This is a genomic window from Arthrobacter sp. MMS24-S77, assembly GCF_054888235.1.
In genome coordinates, this window is sequence record NZ_JBTZRN010000001.1 from 1,514,446 (window position 1) to 1,539,396 (window position 24,951).

A 24,951-nucleotide genomic window follows, 5' to 3' on the forward strand; every position below is an offset into this window, starting at 1 on the left:
ACTTCTAGGAAATGATCGCCAGCGGTGGCGGCATGATTGCCGCCACCGCCGAAAGGGGGAGACATGGTCAAGGCCACGGGCGCCGGAGTGCGTCCCACGATCCGCATGGTTGCGGCAGAAGCAGGGGTCTCCACGGCCACGGTGTCCTACGTGATGTCCGGACGTCGCGGTGAGAGCGGGCCAGGCGTGTCCGATTCGACCGCTGAGAAGGTGAAGTCGGCCGCTGAGCGGCTCGGCTACCGCCCCAACCAGGCGGCCCGGGCCATCCGCACGGGGCGGACCAACACGGTCATCCTGTCCCTGACCATGCTCTCCGATCCGTGGTCCTTGTCCGTGATCGAGGCCGTACAGCGAGCCGCCGCCCCGCTGGGCATCACCCCCATGATCCTCGGCGACGCGGATTGGGGGCGGGTCCTGCAAAGCCACGACGCCGACGCGGTATTCGTGGACGCCGTGCGCGAAAAGGACCGGGGCGCCCTTGAGGAACTCGCCGGACGCGGTACCACCCTGGTGGTTTTCGACGAGGTCCTTGAGCCTGCGGGTTTCGACGTCATTCGATCGGTTGCCGGTCCCGGCTGCAAGCTTGCCGTGGAGCATCTCCTGAACGGCCACCGTGAGGTGGCGTGCCTGGTGCCCGCGCATGCCGGGCGGCCCCCGGGTGGGCCGAGGTACGGCGCCTACACCTCGGCGTTGGAAGAGGCCGGCATCCCCCTGAACGGGGACTTCGTGGGAACCTTCGACGGCACCACCCTCGGTGCCTATGCCGCCACTATGCGCCTGCTCAGCTTGAAAGACAGGCCAACCGCGGTCTACGCGGTGACAGACTTTGCCGCCGTCAGTGCCATCAACGCCGCGCAGCGCCTCGGACTGACCGTCGGCCGGGACGTGGACATCATCGGTGTCGGCAACACCATTGAGGGCGAGCGGATGTCGCCCTCCCTCAGCACGGTGGGTCCAGTGGACTTTTTCGACCGGATTGCGCGCCTTCTCTTGAAGCGAGCCGTCGACGGCGGTGCTTCCCGCGGCGGAGCAGCTTCCGGTCCGGCGGTCATGGACTTCCCTTGGCAACTGTTCGTGCGGGAATCGGCCCCGCATCGCACTGCCGCAACACGACTTTTTTGAGAACCAACAGAAGGATTCACCAGCAAATGGAAACGGTTGACATGAAGATTGGCCTGGTGGGCTTCGGCCTGCGCGCGGGGCTGTGGCGCCACGCCCACAAGCCCGGCCAAGGCTCGGAAGTCACCATCGTGTGCGACACGAGCGAACGTGGCCGCGCGGATGCGTCCGAACGGATTCCCACGGCCCGCGTGACGGCCGATCTTGAGGAACTCCTGAACAGCGGCATCGACGCCGTCCTGGTCCTTACTCCGGACAACCAGCACGCCGCCGTCGCGGTCCGTACCCTCAAGGCAGGAATCCCGACTTTCTGCGAGAAGCCCCTTGATGTCACCATCGAGGCCGCGGACCAGATCCTGCGGACCGCCTACGAAACCGGCACCAGGCTCTACGTCGGCCACAACATGCGGCACATGCCCGTGGTGGTCCAAATGCGCGAGCTCATTGAGGAAGGCAGGATCGGCGAGGTCAAGGCCGTGTGGTGCCGGCACTTCGTTGGCCACGGCGGAGACTACTACTTCAAGGACTGGCATTCCGAGCGCAAGAACGTCACCTCGCTCTTACTGCAGAAGGGGGCGCACGACATCGACGTCATCCACTGGCTCGCCAAGGGGTACACCAGGCGCGTGTCCGCCGTCGGGGACCTGGCCGTCTACGGCTCGGTGTCCAAGCGCAGCGACAACAGCGGCAAGCGCATGGGTGACTGGTTTTCGATCGGCAACTGGCCGCCCACCGAGCAGCAGGACCTCGCGGAGACCATCGACGTCGAGGACATTTCGATGATGAACATGGTCCTCGACAACGGTGTGCTCGCGTCCTACCAGCAGTGCCATTTCACGCCGGATTACTGGCGGAACTACACCGTGATCGGAACGAAGGGCAGGATCGAGAACTTCGGCGACGGCCCGGGCGAACTTATCAAGGTGTGGACCACTCGCACGAGGGGTTTCGCTGAGCCGGATGACGTGATCGAGATCCAGGACGGCGAAGGCGGCCACGGTGGTTCCGATCCGCTCCTGATCGCGGAATTCCTCCGCTTCGCTTCAGAGGGTGGCCAGACCCAGACCAATCCGATCGCGGCCCGCCAGGCGGTTGCTGCCGGTGTCCTGGCCGCGGAGTCGTTGCGCGGCGACGGTTCCGCCCGCGACGTTCCGGCCCTGCCTCATGACCTCGTGGAGTATTTCGAAGCCGGCCAGCCCGCCTTGGTCCGGGAACCTTAGCGTCCGGGCTGGGAGGCGCCAGGTGAGGTGCCCCCCGCGAGTTCGGTCATGACGGTCTGCAGCGCTTCGCAGACGGTCATGACCGACTTCCGTTTCAGGGTTTCCGGCCTAGCCAGGATGTCGATCTTTCGCACCGAATTGACCCCCGCCAGCGGACGCAAGACCACGCCCGCATCCAGCACGCGCCGGGCAGTGAACCGCGGGAGCAAACCAATCGCTCCGCCGGCTGCCACGAGCGAGGCCACCGTGGAGTAGTCGTTGATCCGGTGGAGGACTTCCGCGGGGCGTCCGCTGACAGCGACGACGGCGGCCAGCACGTCCGCGGGGGAGTAACCGGCGCGGCTGGTCACCCAAGGCTGCCCGACGACGTCGGCCGGCCTGAGTTCGCGGCGCGCCGCGAGCGGGTGCCCGGCGGGCAGCGCCACGTCGAGTGGTTCGTCTGCGAGCGGGATCACAGCCACCTTGTCGGTGGGCCACTCGGGACTGTGCTCCATCCGATGCGCGAGCACCAGATCGTACCGCGCCGCAAGTCCAGGAAAATCTTCCTGTGCGACGTCCTCGTCGGCGAGCTTCAAGCGGGGGACGCCGCGTTCCGGACCCGCGCTGCCGGCGGCGGCCAGCAAGGCCGCAAGCGGAGCGAACAGGGCCTGCCCCGCACTGTGGAAGGCGCTCACGGTCACGGTGGAACCAGGGGAGTCGTGGTAAGCGCCGATCGCCGCCCGGGCGTCCGCGAGCGCGTTCACGACGGCGGCTCCGGCGTCGGCGAGGACCCTGCCTGCATCCGTGAGCACCAAGGCGCGGCCTTCCTTGCGCGTCAGGGGCACGTCGACGGACTTCTGCAAGAGCGCGAGCTGCTGGGAGACGGCCGATGGTGTGACCATGAGCGTCTCCGCGACGGCCTTGACACTGCCAAGATCTCCTAGTTCCCTGAGCATCTGGAGCTGGTGTACTTCCATTTAGTAAATGCTAAATCGTTGATTGAGAAAAACCTAGTTGTGCTAAACCGTTCGTGGGGCTTCAATGAAGTGAAACGGCACACAAGCGGCCCACCCCTTGAGTTAGGAAGACCCATGAAGGCTCTGTACAAGTCCGGCGCACACGCCGGTTTTGAACTCGTCGAACGTCCCGAGCCGGAGGCCGGTCCCAGCGACGTCAAGATCCGTGTCATGACCACGGGTATCTGCGGAACGGACCTGCACATCCAGTCCTGGGACGCCTGGGCACAGAGCATCATCGAGGCGCCGCTGATTGCGGGCCACGAGTTCTACGGTGAAGTGGTGGCCGTAGGCGAGGACGTCCGCGACGTCAAGGTGGGTGACCGCGTCTCCGGTGAAGGCCACGTGGTGTGCGGCATTTGCCGCAATTGCCGTGCCGGTCGTCGGCAGATGTGCATCCACACAGTGTCCGTCGGCGTCCAGCGCGATGGCGCCTTCGCCGAATACGTCGTCATCCCGGAGACCAACGTCTGGGTCCACCACGATCCCTCCGTCACCCCGGAGCTTGGCGCCATCTTCGACCCCTTCGGCAACGCCGTCCACACTGCGCTGAGCTTCCCGCTGGTCGGCGAGGACGTGCTCATCACCGGTGCGGGCCCCATCGGACTCATGGCAATCGCCGTCGCGCGCCACGCCGGTGCCCGCAAGATCGCCATCACGGATGTGTCCGCCCCGCGGCTTGAGCTGGCCCGGAAGATGGGCGTGGACCTCGCCGTCGATGTCTCGAAGATGCGAGTCAAGGATGCCCAACGCGAGCTCGGCATGCGCGAAGGATTCGACATCGGCCTGGAAATGTCCGGGCACCCCACGGCCCTGCCTGAGATGATCAACAACATGAACCACGGCGGACGCATCGCCATGCTTGGCTTGCCCAGCCAGTCCATCGATATCGACTGGGGCAAAGTGGTCACCCACATGCTGACCCTCAAGGGCATCTACGGCCGCGAGATGTACGAAACCTGGTACGCCATGAGCGCCATGCTGTCCTCCAATCCAACACTGCACCGGAACATTTCCGCCGTCGTCACGGACAAGCTGTCCGCAACCGACTGGGAAAAGGGCTTCGAGATCGCCCGCGCCGGCTCAGGCGGCAAGGTAGTCCTCGACTGGACCGAACTCTAGAACGCCGAAATCTAAGACGCCGTAAAGTCCTCCCCAAGACCCAGTACCAGGAGCCACCAATGTACTCAAGCATCAAAGACCAGCTGCAGGGCGAACTGGAAGAGATCCGCACCGCAGGACTCTTCAAGACCGAACGCCACATTGACTCGCCGCAGGCCAGCCACATCTCCGCCGGCCAGCTCGGCCAGCCCGCCAACACCGTCTTGAACTTCTGCGCCAACAACTACCTTGGACTGGCGGACCACCCGGACATCATCGCCGCCGCCAAGTCCGCCATGGACGAGCGCGGCTTCGGCATGGCATCGGTGCGCTTCATCTGCGGCACCCAGGACCTGCACCTCGAGCTCGAAGCTCGGGTCTCCGAGTTCCTGGGAACCGAGGACACCATCTTGTTCTCCAGCTGCTTCGACGCCAACGGGGGAGTCTTCGAGTCCCTGTTCGGGCCTGAGGACGCCATCATCTCCGATTCCCTGAACCACGCCTCCATCATCGACGGCATCCGGCTCAGCAAGGCCAAGCGCTTCCGCTACGCCAACCAGGACATGGCCGATCTCGAAGCCAAACTGCTTGAAGCCGCAGGTTCCCGACGCAAGATCATCGTGACGGACGGCGTCTTCTCGATGGACGGGTACCTCGCCCCGCTCGAGGCCATCTGCGATCTCGCGGAAAAGCACGATGCACTGGTCATGGTGGACGACTCCCACGCCGTCGGCTTCATGGGTGCCACAGGGGCCGGAACCCCGGAACACGCAGGCGTGTCCGACAGGGTCGATATCTTCACCGGCACGTTCGGCAAGGCCCTCGGCGGCGCTTCCGGCGGTTACGTCTCCGGCCGCGGCGAAATCATCGCCATGCTGCGCCAGAAGGCCCGCCCGTACCTGTTCTCCAACTCCTTGGCTCCGGCCATCGTTGCAGCCACCATCAAGGCGATCGAGCTGGTCCAGGGTTCCCGCGAACTCCGCTCCAGGCTCTTCGAGAACGCAGCCCTGTTCCGCCGCCGCATGAACGAGGAAGGCTTCGAGCTGCTCGACGGCGAACACGCGATCATCCCGGTGATGTTCGGCGACGCCGTTGTTGCCGCGAAGGTAGCCGACGAGATGCTCCACCACGGGGTCTTCGTCACGGCGTTCAGCTACCCCGTGGTACCCAAGGGCGCCGCTCGGATCCGCGTCCAGCTTTCGGCTGCGCACAGCTCCGAGGACGTCGAGGCGTGTGTCCAGGCCTTCGTGAAGAGCCGCGCGGCCGCGGGGCTCTGAGTTCCCATGATCCTCACCATCCTGGGCGGCGGGGGATTCCGGGTACCCCTGGTCTATTCAGCTTTGCTGTCCGACCATGGGCCCGGCCGCGTCACCGAACTCAGGCTGTTCGACGCCGACCCCGCACGCCTGGGCGTGGTGGCCAGGGTCCTCGCCGACATGGCCGAGGGGGTCCCCGATGCACCGGCAGTCCGGACGTTTACGGACTTGCCGGAGGCGTTGCCAGGCAGCGACTTCATTTTCTCCGCCATCCGGGTGGGTGGCCTGGAGGGGCGCGCCGCGGATGAGCGGATTGCGCTTGAGCATGGGGTGATCGGGCAGGAGACCGTGGGCGCAGGGGGGATTTCCTACGCCCTGCGGACCATTCCCGTGGTCCTGGACATCGCTGAGGCAGTGAAGAAGCACGCACCGGACGCCTGGTTCATCAACTTCACCAATCCGGCAGGCGTCATCACCGAGGTCATGACGCGAGTCCTTGGCAGCAAGGTGGTGGGGATCTGTGATTCGCCTGTGGGGCTGGCCCGGCGATCGCTGGCTGCGGCAGGATTCCACCGCGGTGCGGCAGCCTTTCGCGACGGCTCCGTCGACATCGACTACATCGGGCTGAACCACCTGGGCTGGCTGCGTGGGCTGGTGGTCGATGGTGAGGACGTCCTGCCGCGCCTCCTGGCCGACGCAGCCGCCATCGAGTCCTTTGAAGAGGGCCGGCTGTTCGGCGCTTCGTGGATCCAAGCACTTGGCGCGGTTCCCAATGAGTATCTGCACTACTACTACTTCACGCGGGAAGCGCTCGACGCCGATCGCCGTGCCGCGAGCACCCGGGGCGCCTATTTGGCGCGGCAGCAGTGGTCCTTTTACGGCGGGCTTGGGGAAGCAAACGACGGCGGCGCGGAGCCCACCACGAGGGACCCGGCGTCCAAACCTGCCCTCCGGCTCTGGGAAAAGACCAAGCTGGATCGCGAAGAGACCTACATGCAGAGCAACCGGGACGCGGCCGGCACCTTCGAACGCGATGCCGAGGACCTGGTGTCGGGCGGCTACGAGACCGTTGCGTTGGCCATTATGCGGGCCATCAGTCAAGGGGAAACGGCCCGCTTGATCCTGAACGTCCCCAATAAGGGCACCTTGGCTGAGCTCGACGCCGACGCCGTCATCGAGGCACCCTGCGTGGTGGATGCCCATGGAGTCCGCCTGCTCCCGGCCAAGGCCCTTCCGGACTACGCCCGGGGACTCGTCATCAACGCGAAGGCTGTGGAACGCGCCACGATCGACGCGGCGCTCACTGGTTCCCGGCGTTCCGCCTACAAGGCGATGGCCATGAACCCGCTGGTGGATTCGGTCAGAGTGGCAGAAGCGCTCTTGGACGACTACATCAGCCACTTCAGTCAGCTCCAATACCTGCGCTGAACCCATTCGCCTAAGCCCTGTCCCGAGAAGGATCAGAGGCCTAGGATCGGCAGCATGGACAAAGATGCAGCACTACCTCGCACCGAGGTGTTGGATTCCCAGCAATGCTGGAATCTCCTCAGGGGCGTGTCCGTCGGCAGGCTGGCGGTGTGGCTCGGAGACCACCCCGACATTTTCCCCATCAATTACGCCGTGGACCAGGGGACGGTTGTCTTCAGAACCGGCGCGGGCACAAAGCTCTCCGCAGCCATGGGCGACTTCCCGGTGGCCATGGAGGTAGACGGCGTCGACCCGGACACCGGAGTCGCATGGAGCGTCGTGCTCCATGGCAAAGCAGCGCCCATCAAACAGATCGACGACGTCGTCAACTCGTTCGCGCTGCCCCTGTTTCCCTGGGAAGCCGGCCGGAAGGACCACTTCGTCCGGATTCCTGCGGACTCGATCTCGGGGCGGCGCTTTACCGTCACGGCGCCCCTGACCTGGTGGACACCGTACAGCGGAATTAAGCCGTCCGCGGTGGAATAGCGCCGCTGGGCCCACGCGCCGAGTCTCTTCGCAAGTTGGCCCCCGCGCTGACAGGATGGAGTGATGGCTGCAAACTATGACGTGGTAATTGTCGGCGGCGGCATCGCCGGATTGTCCCTCGCCTCGGCGCTGGCCGGCCAATGTTCGGTGGCCCTCGTGGAGGCCGAACAAACGCTGGCCTACCACACGTCGTCCCGCTCGGCCCGGCAGTTGATTCCGAGCTATGGACCCGCCGTCGTGCAGGAACTCACCGTACGGACACTGGAGCTGTTGGCAGCCCGCGACGCCGAGTTGCCGGTGCCGGTGCTGGCACCGCGCTCGTTCATGTTGGTGGGCGACGAAGCAACGGTCAAGGCGGAAGCCAGCGGTCATATGCACCCCATCACCCACGCGGAAGCCCTTGAACTGTGCCCGGCCCTCAACCCTGGATCTTTCACGGCCGCGGGCCTGGATACCGGATCTTTCGCCTGCAATGCGCCCGTGTTGCTGGAGGACCATCGGCAGCGTGCCGAAGCTGGCGGAGTGGACATCGTCACCGGCGCCCGGGTCCATTCGGCCCAACGCCTCGGCTCTGGCTGGCAACTGGGCGCCGGGCTGGAAGGCTTCCAGTCCGCCGTCGTCGTCAATGCCGCAGGTGCCTGGGCCGACGAACTTGCGGTGCTCAGCGGTGTTGAGAAGCTCGGATTGCAGCCGTTCCGCCGCACGGCGGCGATTGTCGACGTCGAACGCCCCCTTCCGCCGGGAAGCCCCATGGTGGCGGCAGCGGATGATTCGTACTATTTCCGGCCCGAAGGCGAACAAGTCCTGATTTCACCGTCGGAGACAGTGCCGAGCGGCCCGGAGGACGCCCGGCCGCGGCCGGGGGACGTGGAAGCACTCGTGGCGCGGCTGAACTCGCTGACGTCGATGGGCATTCGCTCCGTCGCCAAGGCCTGGACCGGGTTGCGCACGGAGGCTGCCGACGGCGTCCCGGTGGTGGGATTCGACGCCGAAGCTCCCGGCTTCTTCTGGCTTGCAGGCCAAGGCGGCTATGGTTTCCAGACCTCCTCCGCCATTGCCGAGCTGGCGGCCGCCGAGATCCTGGGCTCCGTATCCGGCATCAGTCCGGTATCCCGGACACCGGGGTCGCTCGCGGCCACCCGTTGGTCCATCCGCCGTTGAACAATAGGTTCATGAGCGGGCACACGAGCACACTGATCAGCAACATCGGCGAATTGATGACCCAGGATGCTGAGCATCGCGTCCTCAAAGACGCCGCCGTGGTGATCGAGGGTGAGCGGATCTCCTGGATCGGCTCCGCATCCGAGGCTCCCGCCGCTGACGAGCACGTGGACGCTGAAGGCCGCGCCGTGCTTCCGGGCTGGGTGGATTCGCATTCGCACCTGATTTTCGCCGGAGACCGCACTGCCGAATTCGAGGCCAGGATGGCCGGCCAGAGCTACAGCGCCGGCGGGATCGCCGTCACCACCGGCGCCACGCGCGCCGCGAGCGACGAGGAACTGACGCGACTCGCTGCCGGGCGCGTGGCCGAAGCCGTTTCCCAGGGCACCACCTACCTTGAGAGCAAGACCGGCTACGGGCTGGACCTTGAAAACGAGGCCCGCAGCGCACGCATCGCGGCAGCGACCGTGGACGAAGTCACCTACCTCGGCGCGCACTTGGTCCCGGCCGGAGCCGACGCCGAGGAATACACGGATCTCGTCTGCGGTCCGATGCTCGACGCCGTCCGCCCGTATGTCAGCTGGGCCGATGTCTTCTGCGAGCGCGGTGCCTTCACCGAAGAACAGTCGCGCCGCGTCCTGACCGCGTGCCGCGATGCGGGCCTGGGCCTGCGCGTCCACGGCAACCAGTTGGGTGAAGGACCTGGCGTCCAGTTGGCTGTGGAGTTCGGCGCGGCCAGCGTCGACCACGTCAACTACCTTTCCGAGGCCGATATCCGGGCGCTCGCGGGGACGTGGAGCGGCTGGGATGCCTCCACCGGAACGGGCGCGCGCGGCACGGTGGCCACGTGCCTGCCTGCCTGCGATCTCTCCACCCGGCAGCCGCTCGCGCCGGGCCGCGCGTTGATCGACGCGGGGGTGCAGATTGCCTTGGCCGCGAACTGCAATCCCGGCACCTCCTACACAAGTTCTATCGCCTTCTGCGTCACCACGGCGGTGCTGCAGATGCACTTGAGCGTCCACGAAGCCGTCCGGGCGGCCACCTACGGCGGGGCGCTAGCGCTCGGCAGGGAGTCGGGCAACGACGTCGACGGCGAACGGGCGGTGGGCTCGATCGCCGTCGGGCACCGTGCAGACCTCCACATGCTCAAGGCGCCGTCGGCCACGCACCTGGCCTACCGCCCCGGTATCCCGCTGACTTTCGCGGTGTGGCGGGCCGGCGTCCGCGCGCTGTAAAGCCGTCTCTGCAACACCAGGCAGGGCCTTTCCATATGGAGGGGCCCTGCTTTTGCTTGTGCACTCTAGCGACGCCAAAGCGGGGTTCTTCCGTAGGGGTGGTCATTCCCATTTGCCCGGCGCGCCAGAGCTCCCAGCGATCCTTGTGCGATTGAAAATGATCGTTTAGTGTTTATATGGATCATAAAACGTCAAATCATTGAGTGTTGCAGAGTGCGTCGAAGAAGCGCGGACAGGAATGGTAAGTGCGATGAGTAACAACACCCTCGGGGCCTTCATGGAAGAAGAGCTTGTTTCGCAGCCCGAGGTCTGGCAGCGGGCCATCGATCAATCCAAGGCTGAGCATGTGCTGCCTGCTGATGGCGAGCGGATCGCCGTCGTCGGCTGCGGCACCTCATGGTTCATGGCGCAAAGCTATGCAGCTGCCCGCGAAGCCGCGGGCAAGGGCGTCACGGACGCGTTCGCAGCGTCGGAAGCCTTCCTCAATCACAACAGCACCGGGCGCCAGTACGACGCCGTCATCGCCATCACCCGCTCCGGCACCACCACGGAGGTACTTGAGCTCCTGGAAGCCTTGCGCGGAAAGGTCAGGACGGTTGCGCTCATCGGCGACGTGGATTCACCCATCACCACCCTGGCCGACGCCGTCATCGGGCTTCCGTACGCCGACGAGAAGTCGGTGGTCCAGACCCGCTTCGCCACCACCGCACTGGTGTACCTTCTCTCGAGCCTGGGCATCGAACTCGGCACCGCCATCGAGCACGCACGTACCGCAGTGACGGACCCTGTTTCCCAGGAGTTGCTCGACGCCGAACAGTTCACCTTCCTCGGCACCGGCTGGACCGTTGGCCTGGCCCACGAAGCCGGCCTCAAGATGCGCGAGGCAGTGCAGGGGTGGACCGAGTCCTATCCGGCGATGGAATACCGGCACGGTCCCATTTCCATTGCTGCGCCCGGCCGGGTCACGTGGCTCTTCGGGGTGCAGCCTGAGGGATTGGATGCCGATATGGCCCGGACCGGTGCCCTGTACGTCAACACCGGCAAGCACCCGCTCGCCGAGCTGGCCCGGGTCCACAAGGTCACCTTGGAGCGGGCGCGCGTGCGCGGCCTCAACCCGGATCTGCCGCGCAATCTCACGCGCTCTGTCGTCCTGAACGCCCCGGCCTAGGTCTTCCCATGGTTCTCGGAGCCGCTGAATCCGCAGTCCTGGCCTTCGACGTCGGCGGGACGGACCTGAAGGCCGGTCTTGTCGACGCGGCCGGGAATGTCCTGGGCCTGCGCCGCGTCGCGACGCCACGGGATCCCTTGCGGCCGGGCGACGCGATCCTGGACGCCATTGCCGCACTGGCTGCTGAGTTTGCCGCTGAATTCCCCGGACACCCGGCGAAGGCAGCCTGCATTGTTGTTCCGGGAATCGTGGACTCTGACACCGGAGTGGGGGTCTACTCGGCGAACCTGGGGTGGCGCAACTTTCCCTTTGGCGAAAAAGCCACGCAGCGACTCGGACTACCCGTCTCTTTCGGGCACGATGTCAGTACGGCGGCCGAGGCCGAATTCCGTTTCGGAGCCGCCCGCGAGTTTCGAAACGTCGTGGTGATGGTGGTCGGCACCGGGATCGCCGCGGCTGTCATCTCCGATGGCTACCCGGTGCGCGCGGGTGGCTTCGCCGGAGAACTGGGCCACGCCCTCGTTCCAGACCCCGATGGTCCCGGCCACACGATCCTCGAGGGGGTTGGCTCCGCCGGAGCGATCGCCCGGCGCTACAGCGACAAGGCCGGAACCCCGCGCGCCGGCGCACGTGAAGTCCTGGAGCGGGCCAAAGCGGGCGACGCGCTTGCGGCGCGGATCTGGGCTGACGCTGTGGACGCCCTCGCGTTCAGCCTCAGCCAGTGTGTAAGCATCATCGGCACGGAAGCGGTGGTGGTGGGCGGCGGTCTTGCCGAAGCAGGGGAAGGACTCCTGGAGCCGTTGCGCTCGCGCCTTGACGAGCTGCTCGACTTCCAACGCCGGCCGATCATCATGCGCGCCCAACTTGGCCAGGACGCAGGGTTGCTTGGTGCTGCGATGAGGGCCCGGGCCCTGCTTCCTGCGGCGAAGGCCGCGTCTGGGACGGGGGCCAGGCCATGAAGCGGGTCATCACGGTCACGCCCAATCCGGCCATCGACCTCAGCTACCACGTCGCCGGGATAACTCCCGGCGCAAGCCATCGCGTAGCTGCGCCCCTCAGCCGCGCAGGCGGAAAAGGCCTCAACGTTGCCCGGGTAGCGCACCAGCTGGGCCACCCGGTGCTGGCCCTCGCCCCTTCGGGCGGCGCCGCCGGCGCGGAATTCGCCGCAGAGCTCCGTAGCAGCGGCGTGCCCCATCGCTTGGTTCCGGTTGCCGCGGAAACACGACGCAGTATCGCCCTCGTGGACACCGTGGGTGGCGAAACCTCCATTTTCAATGAACAGGGGAGCCCCCTCCAGCCAATCGAATGGCAGGCACTGGCTGCCGCCGTCGTCGAGGCGCTGGACGGGCAAGGCGCCGGAGTGCTTGTCGGCTCCGGCAGTTTGCCGCCGGGCGCGCCGATGGACTTCTACCCGGCGCTGGTGCGTCTGGCGCACGACGCCGGGATCCCCGCCGTCGTCGATACCTCGGGTCCCGGAATCATCGCCGCCGCGCGGGCCGGGGCGGATTTGCTCAAGCCCAACAACCACGAACTCCTCGAGGCAACGGGGGAGAGCAGCCTGGAGGCTGCCGCACGGCAATTGATCGCCCTCGGTGCCAAGACGGTCCTGGTCAGTGCCGGGGCCGAAGGCATGCTTGCTTTCCACTACGAGGCCCCCGGCGGCTACTGGAGTGCACGGCTCCCGGAGCCACTGAGCGGCAACCCCACCGGAGCCGGCGACGCCGGAGTGGCGGCGGCCGCCGTCGCACTTGCGAGCGGAGTCTCCGACATTCCCACCATCCTGCGCAGGGCCACGGCCTGGTCCGCCGCCGCGGTGCTCATGCCCGCCGCCGGTGAGATCTCGCCGCTCTATGCGGACCTCGAAAATCAACTCATTCTCAGCTGGAAGGAGACCCTGTGACCCTCGTCAGCACACGGGAACTCATGGACACCGCCACCGCCAACGGCATCGGCCAAGGCGCTTTCAACGTCATCCACCTCGAAACCGCAGAAGGCCTGGTTGCCGGAGCGGAGGCGGCAGGGGTCCCGTTGATCCTGCAAATCTCGGAGAATTGCGCCCGCTTCCACGGCGGACTCGTGCCGATTGCCCGGGGCGCAATGTCCATCGCCCGGGACGCTTCAGTTCCCGTGGCTTTGCACCTGGACCACGCCGAATCCGAAGAGCTGGCCCTGCAAGCCGTTGACCTCGGCTTTGGTTCCGTGATGTACGACGGCGCGCACTTGCCTTACGACTGGAACGTTGAAGTCACGCGACGGGTTGCCAAATACGCAAACGAGCACGGTGTCTATGTTGAGGCCGAGCTCGGAAAAGTCGGAGGCAAGGACGGCGCCCATGCCCCGGGAGTCCGGACGGATCCGGCCGAGGCCCGTTCCTTCGTGGAAGCCACCGGAGTCGATGCCCTTGCGGTGGCGGTCGGTTCATCGCACGCCATGACGGAACGGAGCGCCACCCTGGACCTGGCGCTGATCACCCGGCTGAAGCAGGCGGTCCAGCTGCCGCTCGTCCTTCATGGTTCCTCGGGCGTAGCAGATGAGACCCTGGTGGCGGCAATCCGGGCCGGTATGACTAAGATCAACGTATCCACACACTTGAACGGGTTCTTCACCCGCGCCGTCCGTGAGTACCTGGATGCCAACCCCTCCGTGGTGGACTCCCGCAAGTACATCAAGGCCGGACGGGATGCCCTCGTGTTGGAAACCGCACGTTTGCTGACGCTGTTCGCGAAAGTGGATTAGCCTCAATTTCCGGAAGGTTCGTGATGACCCGCAACGATCGACTGACAGCCATCCTTGATCTCCTCGCCGAGTCAGGGCATGTTGAGGTCGAGGATATCGTGACCCGCCTGGGTGTCTCACCAGCCACGGCGCGCCGTGATCTCGACAGCCTCGCCAAGCAACGGCTCCTGAGCCGTACCCGCGGCGGTGCAACCACGGGATCCGTGGCCTACGAGCTCCCGGGGCGGTACAACAGGGATGATCACGCGGAGGCGAAGCAGCAGATTGCCCTGGCCGCTTCGGAGCTCATCATGCCCGGGGCTGTGATCGGACTCAGCGGGGGGACCACCAATACGGCCCTGGCCCAGGTCCTGTCCACCCGTGAGGACCTCAACGCACCCTCGAACCGGCCCATGCTGACGGTGGTCACCAACGCCATCAATATCGCGGCCCAGCTTGCCGTGCGCCCCAACATCAAGATCATGGTCACCGGCGGCATCCTGAACCCGCGTTCGTATGAACTTGTGGGGCCCTACACCGATGTCATCATGCAGAAGGTTGCCCTGGATATCGCCTTCATCGGCGTCAACGGAGTTGATCCAAAGATCGGCCCCACCATCACGGACGAGGGCGAGGCCATGGTGAATACCGTCATGGCACGCCGTGCCACGGATTCCTATGTCCTGGCCGATTCCACGAAGATCGGCAAGCGCGCCTTCGCGGCGATGGCGGGCTACGATTTCCGCCGTCTCATTACCGATTCCGGGATTACCGCCGAGGACAAGGCCGCATTCGAAGCAAGCGGCACCCAAGTGATCGTGGCCAAGGACGCCTAGCAGCTTAGAAGACCATCGGGGGAGCATTCAGGACGGTTTCGTCCGTGCTGCGCTGTACCCATTGGCTGAACGGTGTGTCGAGATCGTACTTATCCTGATCGTTGCGGATAAGTGTCCGTAGCGCCGCGTTGCCCGGGTTGTTGAGGGACTCGAAGTACTCCACCGACCAGTGGAACCACCGCATGCAGAAAAGACGCATGGTGAGACCGTGGGTCACCAGCAGGGTGTTGGGCGCATAATCGGGTTTTTCCCAATGCCGGTACAGGGTTTCCATGAAGGACGAAATGCGGTCGTAGACATCGGAACCTGATTCGCCTTCCCGGAACCGGTAGAAGAAATGGCCGTAGAGGTTGCGAAGCTCCTTTTGGTCTCCGATGTCTCCGGCGATCTGGAAGTTGGCCCAGTCCTGTTCGCGCAGCCGGGGTTCCTCGATCACCCTTTCCGTGAGGTTGCCCAGGTTCAGTGCCTCGAGGGTTTGGTAGGCACGGAGGTACGGCGAGACGTAGACGCACACGGGCTCGCCGTCGAGCTTCTTACGCAGTTCCCGGCCCGCGGCCCGGGCCTGCTCGACCCCGAGCTCCGTCAGCGGGATGCGGTAGTCGGGGACACGGTTGTAGATGGACGTGTCGGCGTTGGCGGCGGACTGGCCGTGCCGGATCATGAAGATTCGTGCTGGCGCGCTCATCCCACTAAGCATAGGGTCCGCTGCCGCCCGCGCCGTGCAGGCCAGTCTCGGAGAATGAACTCCCGGGAAAACATCAGCCAAATGCAGGCAAGATAGGAGCATGCTCCTTGCCTCAACGCGCCGGCTGCGCGCCGAAGTGCTGATTGTCCTTGGCCTGTCCTTGGGCCAATCGGCCGTGTACTCCGTGGTGCAGTTGTTGGACAAGATGACCCGGGCGCCCCTGTCCCAGGCAACGTCCACCCTCAATCGTTCCCAGAGCACCCGCGAGTACTTCGATCTCACCTACCAGTTGCTCGATATTGCCTTCGCACTGGTCCCCGTGGTGCTGGTGTTCTACTTCCTGTCGATGCATCGCCAAACGGCGGATGGTCCCTCGGGATTCACCCGGCTGGGCTTCAACTTCGCCCGCCCGGGCCGCGACGCGCTTCAGGGACTGGGGCTCGCCGCCTTGATCGGGATACCGTCGTTGGGCCTCTATGCGGCCGGCCGGGCCGTGGGAATCACGACCGCGATCATCCCCAGCGGCCTGGACTCCTACTGGTGGACAGTGCCGGTGCTGGTCCTGTCCGCGGTACGCCATGCCGTCGTCGAAGAAGTCATCGTGGTGGGCTACCTCCTGGACCGGTTCGGGAAGTTCGGATGGAGCACTCCGCTGGCGATCGGGCTTAGCGCGCTCCTGCGCGGCAGCTACCACCTGTACCAAGGTTTTGGACCCTTCATCGGCAATGCCGTCATGGGTGTGGTGTTCGCCTGGATCTACACGAGGACCAAACGGGTCATGCCACTCGTGGTGGCGCATGCACTCCTGGATATCGTGGCGTTCGTCGGCTTCAGCATCTTCGGCAAGGCAATCGGGCTGGGGTAGGAACAACGCCGTTAAAAGGTTTCGGCCGCCATCGCGGGGTGACGTCATTGGCACCCGCATATGGCGGCCGAAGTTTTCCGGGCCTCCTCGCCCGATGGTCCGTCAGGTGGTGACGGCTGGTCTGTCAGATAGTGACGGCTCCGTTGGCGGTTTCGAACGTTACCGACATGATTCCCGGTGTTCCGTGCGGAGCCATCCATTGGACTGCAACGTCCTCAAGCGGTTTCTCCACGGGTTCCCCGAGCCATTCAGTGACGCGCTCTGCCGAGCCGGCAATGGTGAGGCTGGACATCTTGACGTCGCTTGGGTAGACGAGGGACGGGTGAAGCGCGGGGTCGCCCTCCCAACGGAGCAAGTAGGGTACCTGGGGATCGGCGATGAGTCCCAGGATGCCGATTTGCGACCAGACGAGTTCGCGTCCGTCCGGAAACTTGCGGTTTCCGGGGACGGCGGCGCGTCCCAGCCGTTGTTCGAAAGGGCTCAGGTCGTCAACAGCGACGCACCAGCCCATCCAGCCACCTCCTGCAGCGGAGCGTGCACGGACGGCTTGTCCAAAAGGTGCCTTGTCGGATGCCGGGTGGTCAAGGACCTCGACAACTTCCAGGTATTTGTGGTCAGCAAGGGGGATGATCATGTTCCGGGTACCGAAGCGCGGGTGCACTCCGCCCCGGACTGCGTCCACTCCCAATGCTGCGGAAATCCGCTCGGTGGTGGCCAAGAGGCCATCTCGTTCACAAGCGTAAGAGACGTGATCCATGCGCATGGCTTCATCTTGGCACTTTGTGATGGAGCTCTCAGCTAAGTCAAGCCTAACCAAGATGGGATGTATCGAAGGGGCAGCTCAGAGTCACTTCAGGACGCGCCGGGACCGAAAACTACTGCGTTCGTCACAAAGCTTCCGGAGCCCGCGATGCCGTCCCTAGACTGGCCGCAACCGAACGCCGACAGGCTGAACACAGCAGGCCGGCAGGCTGATTCACGGCCGAGAGTCCCCACGAACGAAGGAGTCCGCATGTCCCAAGGATGGTCATTCGAAACGCGCCAGATCCACGCCGGCCAGGAGCCGGACGCCGCCACCGGGGCCAGGGCGCTCCCCATCTACCAGACCACCTCGTTCGTCTTCCCCAGTGCGGAAAGCGCGGCGAACCGCTTCGCCTTGGCCGAGCTGGCGCCCATCTACACCCGGATCGGCAACCCCACGCAGGACGCGGTGGAACAGCGCATAGCGAGCCTTGAAGGCGGTCTGGCGGCGCTCCTGCTGAGTTCCGGCCAGGCAGCGGAGACGTTCGCCATCCTCAATGTTGCCGAGGCCGGCGACCACGTGGTCGCCAGCCCGAGCCTTTACGGCGGCACCTACAACCTGTTGGCCCACACGCTGAAGAAATTCGGGATCTCCGTGACCTTCGTCGAGGACCCGGACAACCTGGACCACTGGCGGGACGCGGTGCAAGCAAACACCAAGCTGTTCTTTGCCGAGGTCGTGTCCAACCCCCGTCAAGACGTGCTGGACATCGAAGGCGTTTCCCGGACCGCGCACGAGGCCGGGGTCCCGCTTGTGGTGGACAACACCTTGGCCACGCCCTACTTGATCCGGCCCATCGAGTGGGGTGCGGACATCGTGGTGCATTCGGCCACCAAGTACCTGGGTGGGCACGGGGCCGCGATCGCCGGCGTCATCGTGGACTCCGGCAACTTCGATTTCGGCAAGGAACCTGAGCGCTTCCCCAATTTCAACACCCCGGACCCTAGCTACAACGGCCTGGTCTACGCCCGGGACCTGGGCAAGGACGGCGCGCTCGGCGCCAATCTCTCGTACATCCTCAAAGCCCGGGTCCAGCTCTTGCGCGACCTCGGTTCGGCCGTTTCCCCGTTCAATGCCTTCCTGATCTCCCAGGGGATCGAGACCCTCAGCCTGCGGGTGGAACGCCACGTGGAGAACGCCACCAAAGTGGCGCAATGGCTCGAAGAGCGCGACGACGTCGAATCGGTCGCCTACGCGGGCCTGCCTTCCAGCCCCTGGTTCGAACGCGGCCGGAAGTACGGGCCCAGGGGCACCGGAGCAGTCGTGTCCTTCACCATCCGCGGGGGGATCGAAGCAGGCAAGCGTTTCGTGGACGCCTTGGAACTGCATTCCCACGTGGCAAACATCGGCGACGTCCGTTCCTTGGTGATCCATCCTGCGTCTACGACGCACAGCCAACTGACGCCTGAACAGCAAGCGGTGGCGGGAGTGACCCCGGGCTTGGTGCGCCTCTCGGTCGGGATCGAGCATATCGACGACATCCTCGCGGACCTTGAGGCAGGATTCCGGGCAGCGAAGGGCGCGTAGGGTTCCCTGGATGGTTTAGGAGGCCGGCTGGCGATACAGAATGAATCTTCGCCAGCCGGCCTCGCTGCACCCGCTTGCATGAACAAAACGCGGCCAAGTGTCACATAGATGTCATAATCTTCGTCAGAAGGGGTCCGGTTTTCCTAGACTCTTTGTATTAGGTCATGAGTGCCAGTGACAGCCCCGGCTTGCTGGCCGGCAACCCTCCTCTCGCGGTGGGGTGCCCCGGGTGAGGACCTGGCCCTTCGCTTTGTTGGCGGCGGGCAAGCGCGATGTGAGGTGTCAACGAATGACAATTGCTGCAACAGCCATACCCCGTTCCGGTACCCAGGACGGAACGCTCAAGTATGTTTCCGTGGGCGGACTCGAACTGGAAGCCGGAGGTTTTCTCCCCGACGTCGTTCTTGCGTACGAGACGTGGGGGCGGCTCAACGCCGATGCTTCCAACGCCGTGCTGGTGGAACATGCCCTGACCGGCAGCACGCATGTGGCCCGCGGCGAGAGCGACGAAGAAGGTTGGTGGGAGCAACTCGTTGGGCCAGGGGCAACCATTGATACGGACCGCTATTTCGTGGTCTCCGTCAACATCGTGGGAGGCTGCTACGGCAGTACCGGGCCGTCGTCGTGCGCTCCAGATGGCAAACCGTGGGGTTCCCGCTTTCCGCTGGTGACGCTGCGGGACAGCACCGCGGCGGAAGCCCGGCTGGCCGACGCCTTGGGGATCCGCAGCTGGCACACCGTGGTAGGCGGATCCATGGGCGGGGCACGTGCCTTGGAATGGGCGGTCACTTATCCGGACCGCGTGAAGCGATGTGCCGTGATTTCGATCGGGGCGTACAGCACTGCCGAGCAGATCGCGTTCGCCCAGGCGCAGACGCTCGCCATCCGGCAGGACGCCGACTTCAACGGTGGTGACTACTATGGCCGGCCCGCGCCCGAGGCGGGATTGGCCCTCGCCCGGCGGATCGCCCACATCACCTACCGCTCGGCGGAGGAACTGGATTTCCGCTTCGGCCGGAATGCGCAGGGCAGCGAGGCGCCCCTCCAGGCATCCGCGTTGGGGGACCGGGGCCGCTACCAGGTGGAGAGCTACCTCGACCACCAAGGAAGCAAGCTGGTCCAGCGCTTCGACGCCAACAGCTACATCGCCATCACGGAGGCGTTGATGAGCCACGACATCACCCGTGGCCGGGGTGCCCTGGCGGATGCGCTTTCCGTGGCCACAGCCACGTTCTTTGTCGCCGCGGTGGACTCGGACCGGCTCTACTTCCCGGAGCAATCCCACGAACTGGCCAAGGCCTTGCCCGGTCAGGTATCCGTGCACGTCATCGAGGCACCCATCGGGCACGACGGTTTCCTCACGGAGATCGGCCAGCTCGGCCCCCAGCTGCGCGAAGCTTTCTTCGGCTGAGGCGCGCCTTCTTCGCCTGAATCAGCCGTTCATGATCTCCTGGCGGAGCTTCATGTAGTCTTCCATGGCAATTTTCCCGTCGCTGTACTGCTGGTCCAGTTCGGCCAGTTTCCGGGCCCGGTAGCCTTGGGGCGCGGCGTCCGGTTGGGGAGTAGTCAACGACGGCGGGGCGGCCTGTGGTGCGGGCGTCGCCACCGGAGGCTGCGGCTCAGCGGGGATGATCACGGGAGGCTGTGCCGGGTATCCGTACGGGTAATTCTGCCCAGGGTAGTTCTGGCCGGGGTAGTTCTGACCCGGGTAGTTCTGCGGCGGGAAGTCCCGGAGCCTGCGTTGGCGCGAACGGTTGTACATGCGGATCCCCATGGGAATCAGCCAAGAGCAGACGATGATCCAGAAGATCAGATTGTTCACGGTGGAGGCCTCCTAGGTCTTCCTCCAGCTTAGCCCCGGCCCCTGTGTCAGGCGTCGTGGTCCTCCGTCAGTTTCGAGGCAAAACGGGGTCGGCCGGACCGAAGACGGGTCCCGGCGTCGGGCGTTTTGGCAGGATTCCGTCGCCGGAGGACTGGTGCCGGATCCGGCGGATGACCCACGGGACAAAATACTCGCGGGCCCACACGAGGTCGCCGGAGCGGGCTTCGCGCCAGCTGCGCTGTGGCAGTGGCTTGGGCAGGAGTGGCTCGAGATTATGCGGAACGTTGAGGGAATCGAGGACCATGGTGGCGATGGTGTGGTGGCCAAGCGGCGAGAAATGCAAGCGGTCTTCATCCCACATCTGGGAGTTGGAAAGCTGCCGCAGGGACCACATATCCGCCACCACCGCGTCATGGCGGGCGGCTACGGTTCGCAGGTTCTCGTTGTAGATCGCAACCTTGCCGCGGATCCGCCCAAGAACTGACGAGACGGTGTCGGGGCCGTTGAAAAGAACCACGGTGGCGCCTTCGGAACTCAGGGCCTGTACCGTGGCGTCGAGTTTCTCGGCCAGGGCATCGGGATCGCCACCGGGGCGGATAAGGTCGTTGCCGCCTGCGGAGATGCTGACGAGGTCCGGCTTGAGGTCCATGCACGGGCCAAGTTGTTCGTCCACGATCTGCTGGAGCAGGCGTCCCCGGATTGCCAGGTTGGCGTAGGCGAAATCGCTGTGGCCGCGGCTCAGTTCCTCGGCCACCCGGTCAGCCCAGCCGCGATGTCCGCCAGGACTGTTCGGCTCGGGGTCGCCGATGCCCTCGGTAAACGAATCACCCAAGGCCACATAGCGGGTCCACGGATGAATCCGCTCATCCGCGCCCTGCTTCACCGAGGGATCAGTGTCACTCACGTCCATATCCTGCCTTTTGCTGCAACGCTACGCGCCCGTAGCTTGTTACTCATGGGTAACTGTAAGAATAGTCCCATGAGTCAAGCTTCCGCCTTTCCTGCCCCGGTCGTTTTGTGGTCCCACGAAGAGGAGGAACGGGCTGGAAAGCCATTGCTGGTCCTGTTGCACGGTTATGGATCCAATGAGCAAGACCTTTTTAGCCTCGCAAGCCTGCTGCCCCGAGAGTTCGTCGTCGCCTCGCTCCGTGCCCCGATCGCCACGGGCCCGGGCTTCACCTGGTTCCCGCTCACGGCGTCCATCGACTACTCGCTCGACGCCGTCAAGAACGCGGCCGAATATGTGTTTTCCTGGTTGGATTCGTTCAAGTCCAACCACAGCTCGGTGACCCTCCTCGGGTTCTCGATGGGCATGGCCATGGCCACCTCGCTGCTCCGGCAGCGGCCGGCGGACTTTGCCGCCGTCGTCGGGCTTTCAGGCTTTGCCGTCGACGCCGATGCCGACCCCACGTTCCGCGACGCCGAACTGGACGGTTCCGTGCCGCTCTTCTGGGGACGGGACCAGCAGGATCCCGTCATTACCCCGGACAAGATCGAATACACCATGGGGTGGGTGCGAAAGCACACGGACCTTACCAAGGTGCTCTACACGGGTATGTGGCACGGCATCAACCAGCAGGAAATCGGCCACGTGGGCGAATTCCTGGAGCACAAGGTCCTCACGTCCGTCTGAAATGCAAACGCGGGGTCACTTACGGCCCATTCTGAGGCACGTAATGGGCCGTAAGTGACCCCGCGTCGCCAAAACTAGGACTCCTTGGTGATCCGCACGGTTTGTCCGTTGACGGTCACGGTATCGCCGGAATGGAGCTGGCGCCCGCGTCGTTCGTCGATCTCTCCGTTGACTTTGACCAACCCGTTTTTGATGAGCTCGGTTGCCTCTACGCCGTCCTCCACCAGGTTGGCGAGCTTCAGGAGCTGGCCAAGGCGGATCATGTCGTCACGGATGGGGATTTCTTGAATTTCCGGGTTGCTCATACAAGCAATGATGCCTGAAGTAGGGTGGTGAAAGTGCCGCAATCGTCCCGCCCCGCATCCCGAACTCCTCTTCCCTTGCTCACCGGTCTGATCATGGCCGTGGCCACCGGACTCGTGATTCCGCTTCAGGGCCGGATCAACGGCGCGCTGGGAGCAACGCTCGACGACGGCATCGCGGCCGCCGTCGTGAGCTTCACCACCGGACTGGTTCTGATCGCCGCAATCGGGCTGGCGCTGCCGAAGGGCCGCGCTGCCCTGCGACGGATCCTGCCTGCCCTCAAGGAACGCAGCTTTCCGCGGTTCTACGTCCTGGCTGGCGGGATCGGCGCACTTTTCGTGTTTGCCCAATCGTTCACCGTTGGATTGCTCGGTGTGGCCCTGTTCACGGTTGCCGCGGTGACGGGCCAGACCCTCAGCGGGCTCCTCGTGGACCGGCTCGGTATCGGGCCCGGCGGAAAACGCTCGATCACCGGGGTCCGCATCCTTGGCAGCGTCCTGACGATTGCCGCCGTCGTCTGGGCCGTCTCGCCGCGCCTTGGGGCGGCCACCGACGTCGGATCCTTGCTCCTCCCCATCCTGCTGCCCGTCGTGGCGGGCTGCCTCATGAGTTTCCAACAAGCCATGAACGGCACCGCAACGGTGCACTACGGCAGCCCCATCGCCGCCACTCTGGTGAACTTCGTGGCGGGAGCAGTCATCCTCTGGATCGCCTGGCTCATCAAACTGCTGTTGCTCGGTCCCGGCCACGCCATGCCTGCTCAATGGTGGTACTACCTGGGCGGCCCCATGGGCTGCGTCTTCATCGGCTTGGCTGCCTTGCTGGTCCGCAGCCTGGGTGTCCTGGTGACGGGACTGGGGATGATCGCCGGGCAGCTGCTCGGATCGCTCGCGCTGGACCTGGTTCTCCCGGCACCCGGAACAGTGGTGGGCTTGCCCACGGTCCTTGGCACCTTGTTGACTCTGTCCGCCATCATCGTGGCCACCTTGCCTTGGCCGAAGGGTGCCCTCGCTTCCCGCGCTTCCGTCCGGGGGCAGGCAGGCCAGTCCCGGAGGAAGGACAGCGGCCAAAGGCCGGTAGGCTAGGACACGCAGCTTCCTGCACAGCACCACCTTCGCGCACAACCGCGGACCGCACCCAGCGGCCCTGTAGAACATTGGAGTACCCATGGCAGCAAAATCCGTCCTCGACCAGGTCATTTCCCTCTCCAAGCGGAGGGGCTTCGTGTTCCAGGCCGGTGAAATCTATGGTGGCTCCCGCTCTGCGTGGGACTACGGCCCCCTGGGTGCCGAGCTGAAGGAAAACATCAAGCGCCAGTGGTGGCAGAGCGTGGTCCGCGGCCGCGAAGACGTGGTGGGCCTGGACTCCTCCGTGATCCTGCCCCGCCAGGTATGGGAAGCCTCCGGCCACGTCGAGGTGTTCTCGGACCCCCTGGTCGAGTGCCTTTCCTGCCACAAGCGTTACCGCGCCGACCACCTCGAGGAAGAGTACGAGGAAAAGAAGGGCCGTCCCGCCGAAAACGGCCTCAAGGACATCGCTTGCGCCAACTGCGGCACCCGCGGCCAATGGACTGAACCGCAGGAATTCTCCGGCCTGCTCAAGACCTTCCTTGGCCCCGTGGCCAGCGAAGAAGGCCTGCACTACCTGCGCCCGGAAACCGCGCAGGGCATTTTCGTGAACTTCAGCAACGTGCTCACCACATCCCGCAAGAAGCCGCCGTTCGGCATCGGCCAGATCGGCAAGTCCTTCCGCAACGAGATCACGCCGGGCAACTTCATCTTCCGTACCCGCGAGTTCGAGCAGATGGAAATGGAATTCTTCGTCGAGCCCGGCACGGACGAAGAATGGCACCAGTACTGGATGAAGGAACGCATGTCCTGGTACACCGGCCTGGGCATCAAGGAAGAGAACCTGCGCTTCTTCGAGCACCCATTGGACAAGCTCAGCCACTATTCCAAGGGCACCACGGACATCGAATACCGCTTCGGTTTCCAGGGCTCCGAGTGGGGCGAACTCGAAGGTATCGCCAACCGCACGGACTTCGACCTGTCCACGCACGCGAAGGCATCGGGCACGGACCTGAGCTACTTCAACCAGGCCACCAACGAGCGCTACACCCCGTACGTGATCGAGCCCGCGGCCGGCCTGACCCGTTCCTTCATGGCGTTCCTGATCGACGCCTACACGGAAGACGAGGCACCCAACGCCAAGGGCGGCGTCGACGTCCGCACTGTCCTGAAGCTTGACCCGCGCCTCGCTCCCGTCAAGGCAGCCGTGCTTCCCCTGAGCCGCAACGAGGACCTGTCCCCGAAGGCGAAGGACTTGGGTGCGCAGCTGCGCAAGAACTGGAACATCGACTTCGACGACGCCGGCGCCATCGGCCGCCGCTACCGTCGCCAGGACGAGATCGGTACTCCGTTCTGTATCACCGTGGACTTCGACACGCTCGATGACCAGGCGGTCACCATCCGTGAGCGTGACACCATGAGCCAGGAACGCGTCTCCCTGGACAAGGTTGAGGGCTACCTGGCCGCACGACTGATCGGCGCTTAAGC

The 24,951-nt window shown here is 64.8% G+C and carries 25 protein-coding genes and 1 riboswitch; of the genes, 19 read left to right on the plus strand and 6 right to left on the minus strand.

From position 1 onward, the window contains the following. Positions 1-63 precede the first annotated feature (63 nt). Together ACX5I4_RS06870 and ACX5I4_RS06875 are read left to right on the plus strand one after the other, a co-directional pair. Positions 64-1,122, plus strand: a complete 1,059-nt coding sequence (locus tag ACX5I4_RS06870; RefSeq protein ID WP_461836021.1) for a LacI family DNA-binding transcriptional regulator — start codon at positions 64-66, stop codon at positions 1,120-1,122. A 26-nt stretch (positions 1,123-1,148) separates the two neighbouring features. Next, positions 1,149-2,339 (plus strand): Gfo/Idh/MocA family protein, encoded by a 1,191-nt coding sequence (locus tag ACX5I4_RS06875; protein ID WP_461836022.1) that lies wholly within the window; start codon positions 1,149-1,151, stop codon positions 2,337-2,339. On the opposite strand, the gene ACX5I4_RS06880 is transcribed toward ACX5I4_RS06875, so the two are convergent. Next, entirely contained in the window at positions 2,336-3,295 is a 960-nt protein-coding gene (locus ACX5I4_RS06880) for a LysR family transcriptional regulator (RefSeq protein ID WP_461836023.1), read from the minus strand. The genes ACX5I4_RS06875 and ACX5I4_RS06880 overlap by 4 nt on opposite strands. Before the next feature lie 114 nt (positions 3,296-3,409). Here ACX5I4_RS06880 and tdh point away from each other — a divergent pair, with 114 nt between their 5' ends. From tdh to ACX5I4_RS06935, 11 genes are all read left to right on the plus strand, one after another. Then, entirely contained in the window at positions 3,410-4,456 is a 1,047-nt protein-coding gene (gene tdh, locus ACX5I4_RS06885) for an L-threonine 3-dehydrogenase (RefSeq protein WP_461836024.1), read from the plus strand. Positions 4,457-4,515: 59 nt separating this feature from the next. After that, positions 4,516-5,712: a glycine C-acetyltransferase gene (locus tag ACX5I4_RS06890; protein ID WP_461836025.1), complete on the plus strand. Its 1,197-nt coding sequence runs from the start codon at positions 4,516-4,518 to the stop codon at positions 5,710-5,712. Positions 5,713-5,718: 6 nt separating this feature from the next. Next, positions 5,719-7,119: a 6-phospho-beta-glucosidase gene (locus ACX5I4_RS06895; protein ID WP_461836026.1), complete on the plus strand. Its 1,401-nt coding sequence runs from the start codon at positions 5,719-5,721 to the stop codon at positions 7,117-7,119. A 54-nt stretch (positions 7,120-7,173) separates the two neighbouring features. Beyond that, a complete protein-coding gene (locus tag ACX5I4_RS06900) occupies positions 7,174-7,644 on the plus strand; it encodes a pyridoxamine 5'-phosphate oxidase family protein (RefSeq protein WP_461836027.1) in 471 nt (156 codons plus the stop codon). A 63-nt stretch (positions 7,645-7,707) separates the two neighbouring features. Continuing rightward, entirely contained in the window at positions 7,708-8,805 is a 1,098-nt protein-coding gene (locus tag ACX5I4_RS06905; RefSeq protein ID WP_461836028.1) for an NAD(P)/FAD-dependent oxidoreductase, read from the plus strand. Between the two features lie 11 nt (positions 8,806-8,816). Then, entirely contained in the window at positions 8,817-10,040 is a 1,224-nt protein-coding gene (hutI, locus tag ACX5I4_RS06910; RefSeq protein ID WP_461836029.1) for an imidazolonepropionase, read from the plus strand. A 250-nt stretch (positions 10,041-10,290) separates the two neighbouring features. Beyond that, the gene (locus tag ACX5I4_RS06915) at positions 10,291-11,208 is read left to right on the plus strand and encodes an SIS domain-containing protein (RefSeq protein ID WP_461836030.1); all 918 of its coding nucleotides are present in this window, start codon (positions 10,291-10,293) and stop codon (positions 11,206-11,208) included. Between the two features lie 8 nt (positions 11,209-11,216). Continuing rightward, the gene (locus ACX5I4_RS06920) at positions 11,217-12,167 is read left to right on the plus strand and encodes an ROK family protein (RefSeq protein ID WP_461836031.1); all 951 of its coding nucleotides are present in this window, start codon (positions 11,217-11,219) and stop codon (positions 12,165-12,167) included. After that, entirely contained in the window at positions 12,164-13,108 is a 945-nt protein-coding gene (locus ACX5I4_RS06925; protein WP_461836032.1) for a 1-phosphofructokinase family hexose kinase, read from the plus strand. Before ACX5I4_RS06920 ends, ACX5I4_RS06925 begins: the two co-directional genes overlap by 4 nt. Further along, a complete protein-coding gene (locus ACX5I4_RS06930; protein ID WP_461836033.1) occupies positions 13,105-13,944 on the plus strand; it encodes a class II fructose-bisphosphate aldolase in 840 nt (279 codons plus the stop codon). Before ACX5I4_RS06925 ends, ACX5I4_RS06930 begins: the two co-directional genes overlap by 4 nt. Before the next feature lie 23 nt (positions 13,945-13,967). Continuing rightward, a complete protein-coding gene (locus ACX5I4_RS06935; protein ID WP_461836034.1) occupies positions 13,968-14,759 on the plus strand; it encodes a DeoR/GlpR family DNA-binding transcription regulator in 792 nt (263 codons plus the stop codon). Between the two features lie 4 nt (positions 14,760-14,763). Here the strand turns inward: ACX5I4_RS06935 and ACX5I4_RS06940 are convergent, their stop codons facing one another. After that, a complete protein-coding gene (locus ACX5I4_RS06940; RefSeq protein ID WP_461836035.1) occupies positions 14,764-15,444 on the minus strand; it encodes a histidine phosphatase family protein in 681 nt (226 codons plus the stop codon). Positions 15,445-15,544: 100 nt separating this feature from the next. On the opposite strand from ACX5I4_RS06940, the gene ACX5I4_RS06945 reads away from it, so the two are divergent. Then, a complete protein-coding gene (locus ACX5I4_RS06945) occupies positions 15,545-16,309 on the plus strand; it encodes a CPBP family intramembrane glutamic endopeptidase (protein ID WP_461836036.1) in 765 nt (254 codons plus the stop codon). Positions 16,310-16,433: 124 nt separating this feature from the next. Here ACX5I4_RS06945 and ACX5I4_RS06950 read toward each other — a convergent pair whose 3' ends face one another. After that, a complete protein-coding gene (locus ACX5I4_RS06950) occupies positions 16,434-17,072 on the minus strand; it encodes a VOC family protein (RefSeq protein WP_028266517.1) in 639 nt (212 codons plus the stop codon). Positions 17,073-17,321: 249 nt separating this feature from the next. Between ACX5I4_RS06950 and ACX5I4_RS06955 the strand changes: the two genes are divergently transcribed. After that, positions 17,322-18,638, plus strand: a complete 1,317-nt coding sequence (locus tag ACX5I4_RS06955) for a bifunctional o-acetylhomoserine/o-acetylserine sulfhydrylase (protein WP_461836037.1) — start codon at positions 17,322-17,324, stop codon at positions 18,636-18,638. Positions 18,639-18,798: 160 nt separating this feature from the next. Then, positions 18,799-18,914, plus strand: a riboswitch (SAM riboswitch). Positions 18,915-18,927: 13 nt separating this feature from the next. After that, on the plus strand, positions 18,928-20,049 hold the full coding sequence (metX, locus tag ACX5I4_RS06960; RefSeq protein WP_461836038.1) for a homoserine O-acetyltransferase MetX: 1,122 nt from the start codon (positions 18,928-18,930) through the stop codon (positions 20,047-20,049). Positions 20,050-20,070: 21 nt separating this feature from the next. On the opposite strand, the gene ACX5I4_RS06965 is transcribed toward metX, so the two are convergent. After that, positions 20,071-20,460, minus strand: a complete 390-nt coding sequence (locus tag ACX5I4_RS06965; protein ID WP_461836039.1) for a hypothetical protein — start codon at positions 20,458-20,460, stop codon at positions 20,071-20,073. Positions 20,461-20,527: 67 nt separating this feature from the next. Next, complete coding sequence (locus tag ACX5I4_RS06970; RefSeq protein ID WP_461836040.1) at positions 20,528-21,370, minus strand: SGNH/GDSL hydrolase family protein; 843 nt, start codon at positions 21,368-21,370, stop codon at positions 20,528-20,530. Between the two features lie 69 nt (positions 21,371-21,439). On the opposite strand from ACX5I4_RS06970, the gene ACX5I4_RS06975 reads away from it, so the two are divergent. Further along, complete coding sequence (locus ACX5I4_RS06975; protein ID WP_461836041.1) at positions 21,440-22,093, plus strand: alpha/beta hydrolase; 654 nt, start codon at positions 21,440-21,442, stop codon at positions 22,091-22,093. A gap of 74 nt (positions 22,094-22,167) precedes the next feature. Here ACX5I4_RS06975 and ACX5I4_RS06980 read toward each other — a convergent pair whose 3' ends face one another. Beyond that, positions 22,168-22,398, minus strand: coding sequence for an RNA-binding S4 domain-containing protein (locus ACX5I4_RS06980; RefSeq protein WP_461836042.1), 231 nt, complete (start codon positions 22,396-22,398; stop codon positions 22,168-22,170). A gap of 24 nt (positions 22,399-22,422) precedes the next feature. Between ACX5I4_RS06980 and ACX5I4_RS06985 the strand changes: the two genes are divergently transcribed. Next, a complete protein-coding gene (locus tag ACX5I4_RS06985) occupies positions 22,423-23,481 on the plus strand; it encodes a DMT family transporter (protein ID WP_461836043.1) in 1,059 nt (352 codons plus the stop codon). A gap of 82 nt (positions 23,482-23,563) precedes the next feature. Next, complete coding sequence (locus ACX5I4_RS06990; RefSeq protein WP_461836044.1) at positions 23,564-24,949, plus strand: glycine--tRNA ligase; 1,386 nt, start codon at positions 23,564-23,566, stop codon at positions 24,947-24,949. The last annotated feature ends 2 nt before the right edge of the window (positions 24,950-24,951 follow it).

Coding starts and splice junctions, on each gene's coding strand:
- ACX5I4_RS06870 (WP_461836021.1), top strand. CDS start 64: ATGGTCAAGGCCACGGGCGCCGGAGTGCGTCCCACGATCCGCATGGTT.
- ACX5I4_RS06875 (WP_461836022.1), top strand. CDS start 1,149: ATGGAAACGGTTGACATGAAGATTGGCCTGGTGGGCTTCGGCCTGCGC.
- ACX5I4_RS06880 (WP_461836023.1), bottom strand. CDS start 3,295: ATGGAAGTACACCAGCTCCAGATGCTCAGGGAACTAGGAGATCTTGGC.
- tdh (WP_461836024.1), top strand. CDS start 3,410: ATGAAGGCTCTGTACAAGTCCGGCGCACACGCCGGTTTTGAACTCGTC.
- ACX5I4_RS06890 (WP_461836025.1), top strand. CDS start 4,516: ATGTACTCAAGCATCAAAGACCAGCTGCAGGGCGAACTGGAAGAGATC.
- ACX5I4_RS06895 (WP_461836026.1), top strand. CDS start 5,719: ATGATCCTCACCATCCTGGGCGGCGGGGGATTCCGGGTACCCCTGGTC.
- ACX5I4_RS06900 (WP_461836027.1), top strand. CDS start 7,174: ATGGACAAAGATGCAGCACTACCTCGCACCGAGGTGTTGGATTCCCAG.
- ACX5I4_RS06905 (WP_461836028.1), top strand. CDS start 7,708: ATGGCTGCAAACTATGACGTGGTAATTGTCGGCGGCGGCATCGCCGGA.
- hutI (WP_461836029.1), top strand. CDS start 8,817: ATGAGCGGGCACACGAGCACACTGATCAGCAACATCGGCGAATTGATG.
- ACX5I4_RS06915 (WP_461836030.1), top strand. CDS start 10,291: ATGAGTAACAACACCCTCGGGGCCTTCATGGAAGAAGAGCTTGTTTCG.
- ACX5I4_RS06920 (WP_461836031.1), top strand. CDS start 11,217: ATGGTTCTCGGAGCCGCTGAATCCGCAGTCCTGGCCTTCGACGTCGGC.
- ACX5I4_RS06925 (WP_461836032.1), top strand. CDS start 12,164: ATGAAGCGGGTCATCACGGTCACGCCCAATCCGGCCATCGACCTCAGC.
- ACX5I4_RS06935 (WP_461836034.1), top strand. CDS start 13,968: ATGACCCGCAACGATCGACTGACAGCCATCCTTGATCTCCTCGCCGAG.
- ACX5I4_RS06940 (WP_461836035.1), bottom strand. CDS start 15,444: ATGAGCGCGCCAGCACGAATCTTCATGATCCGGCACGGCCAGTCCGCC.
- ACX5I4_RS06945 (WP_461836036.1), top strand. CDS start 15,545: ATGCTCCTTGCCTCAACGCGCCGGCTGCGCGCCGAAGTGCTGATTGTC.
- ACX5I4_RS06950 (WP_028266517.1), bottom strand. CDS start 17,072: ATGCGCATGGATCACGTCTCTTACGCTTGTGAACGAGATGGCCTCTTG.
- ACX5I4_RS06955 (WP_461836037.1), top strand. CDS start 17,322: ATGTCCCAAGGATGGTCATTCGAAACGCGCCAGATCCACGCCGGCCAG.
- metX (WP_461836038.1), top strand. CDS start 18,928: ATGACAATTGCTGCAACAGCCATACCCCGTTCCGGTACCCAGGACGGA.
- ACX5I4_RS06970 (WP_461836040.1), bottom strand. CDS start 21,370: ATGGACGTGAGTGACACTGATCCCTCGGTGAAGCAGGGCGCGGATGAG.
- ACX5I4_RS06975 (WP_461836041.1), top strand. CDS start 21,440: ATGAGTCAAGCTTCCGCCTTTCCTGCCCCGGTCGTTTTGTGGTCCCAC.
- ACX5I4_RS06980 (WP_461836042.1), bottom strand. CDS start 22,398: ATGAGCAACCCGGAAATTCAAGAAATCCCCATCCGTGACGACATGATC.
- ACX5I4_RS06990 (WP_461836044.1), top strand. CDS start 23,564: ATGGCAGCAAAATCCGTCCTCGACCAGGTCATTTCCCTCTCCAAGCGG.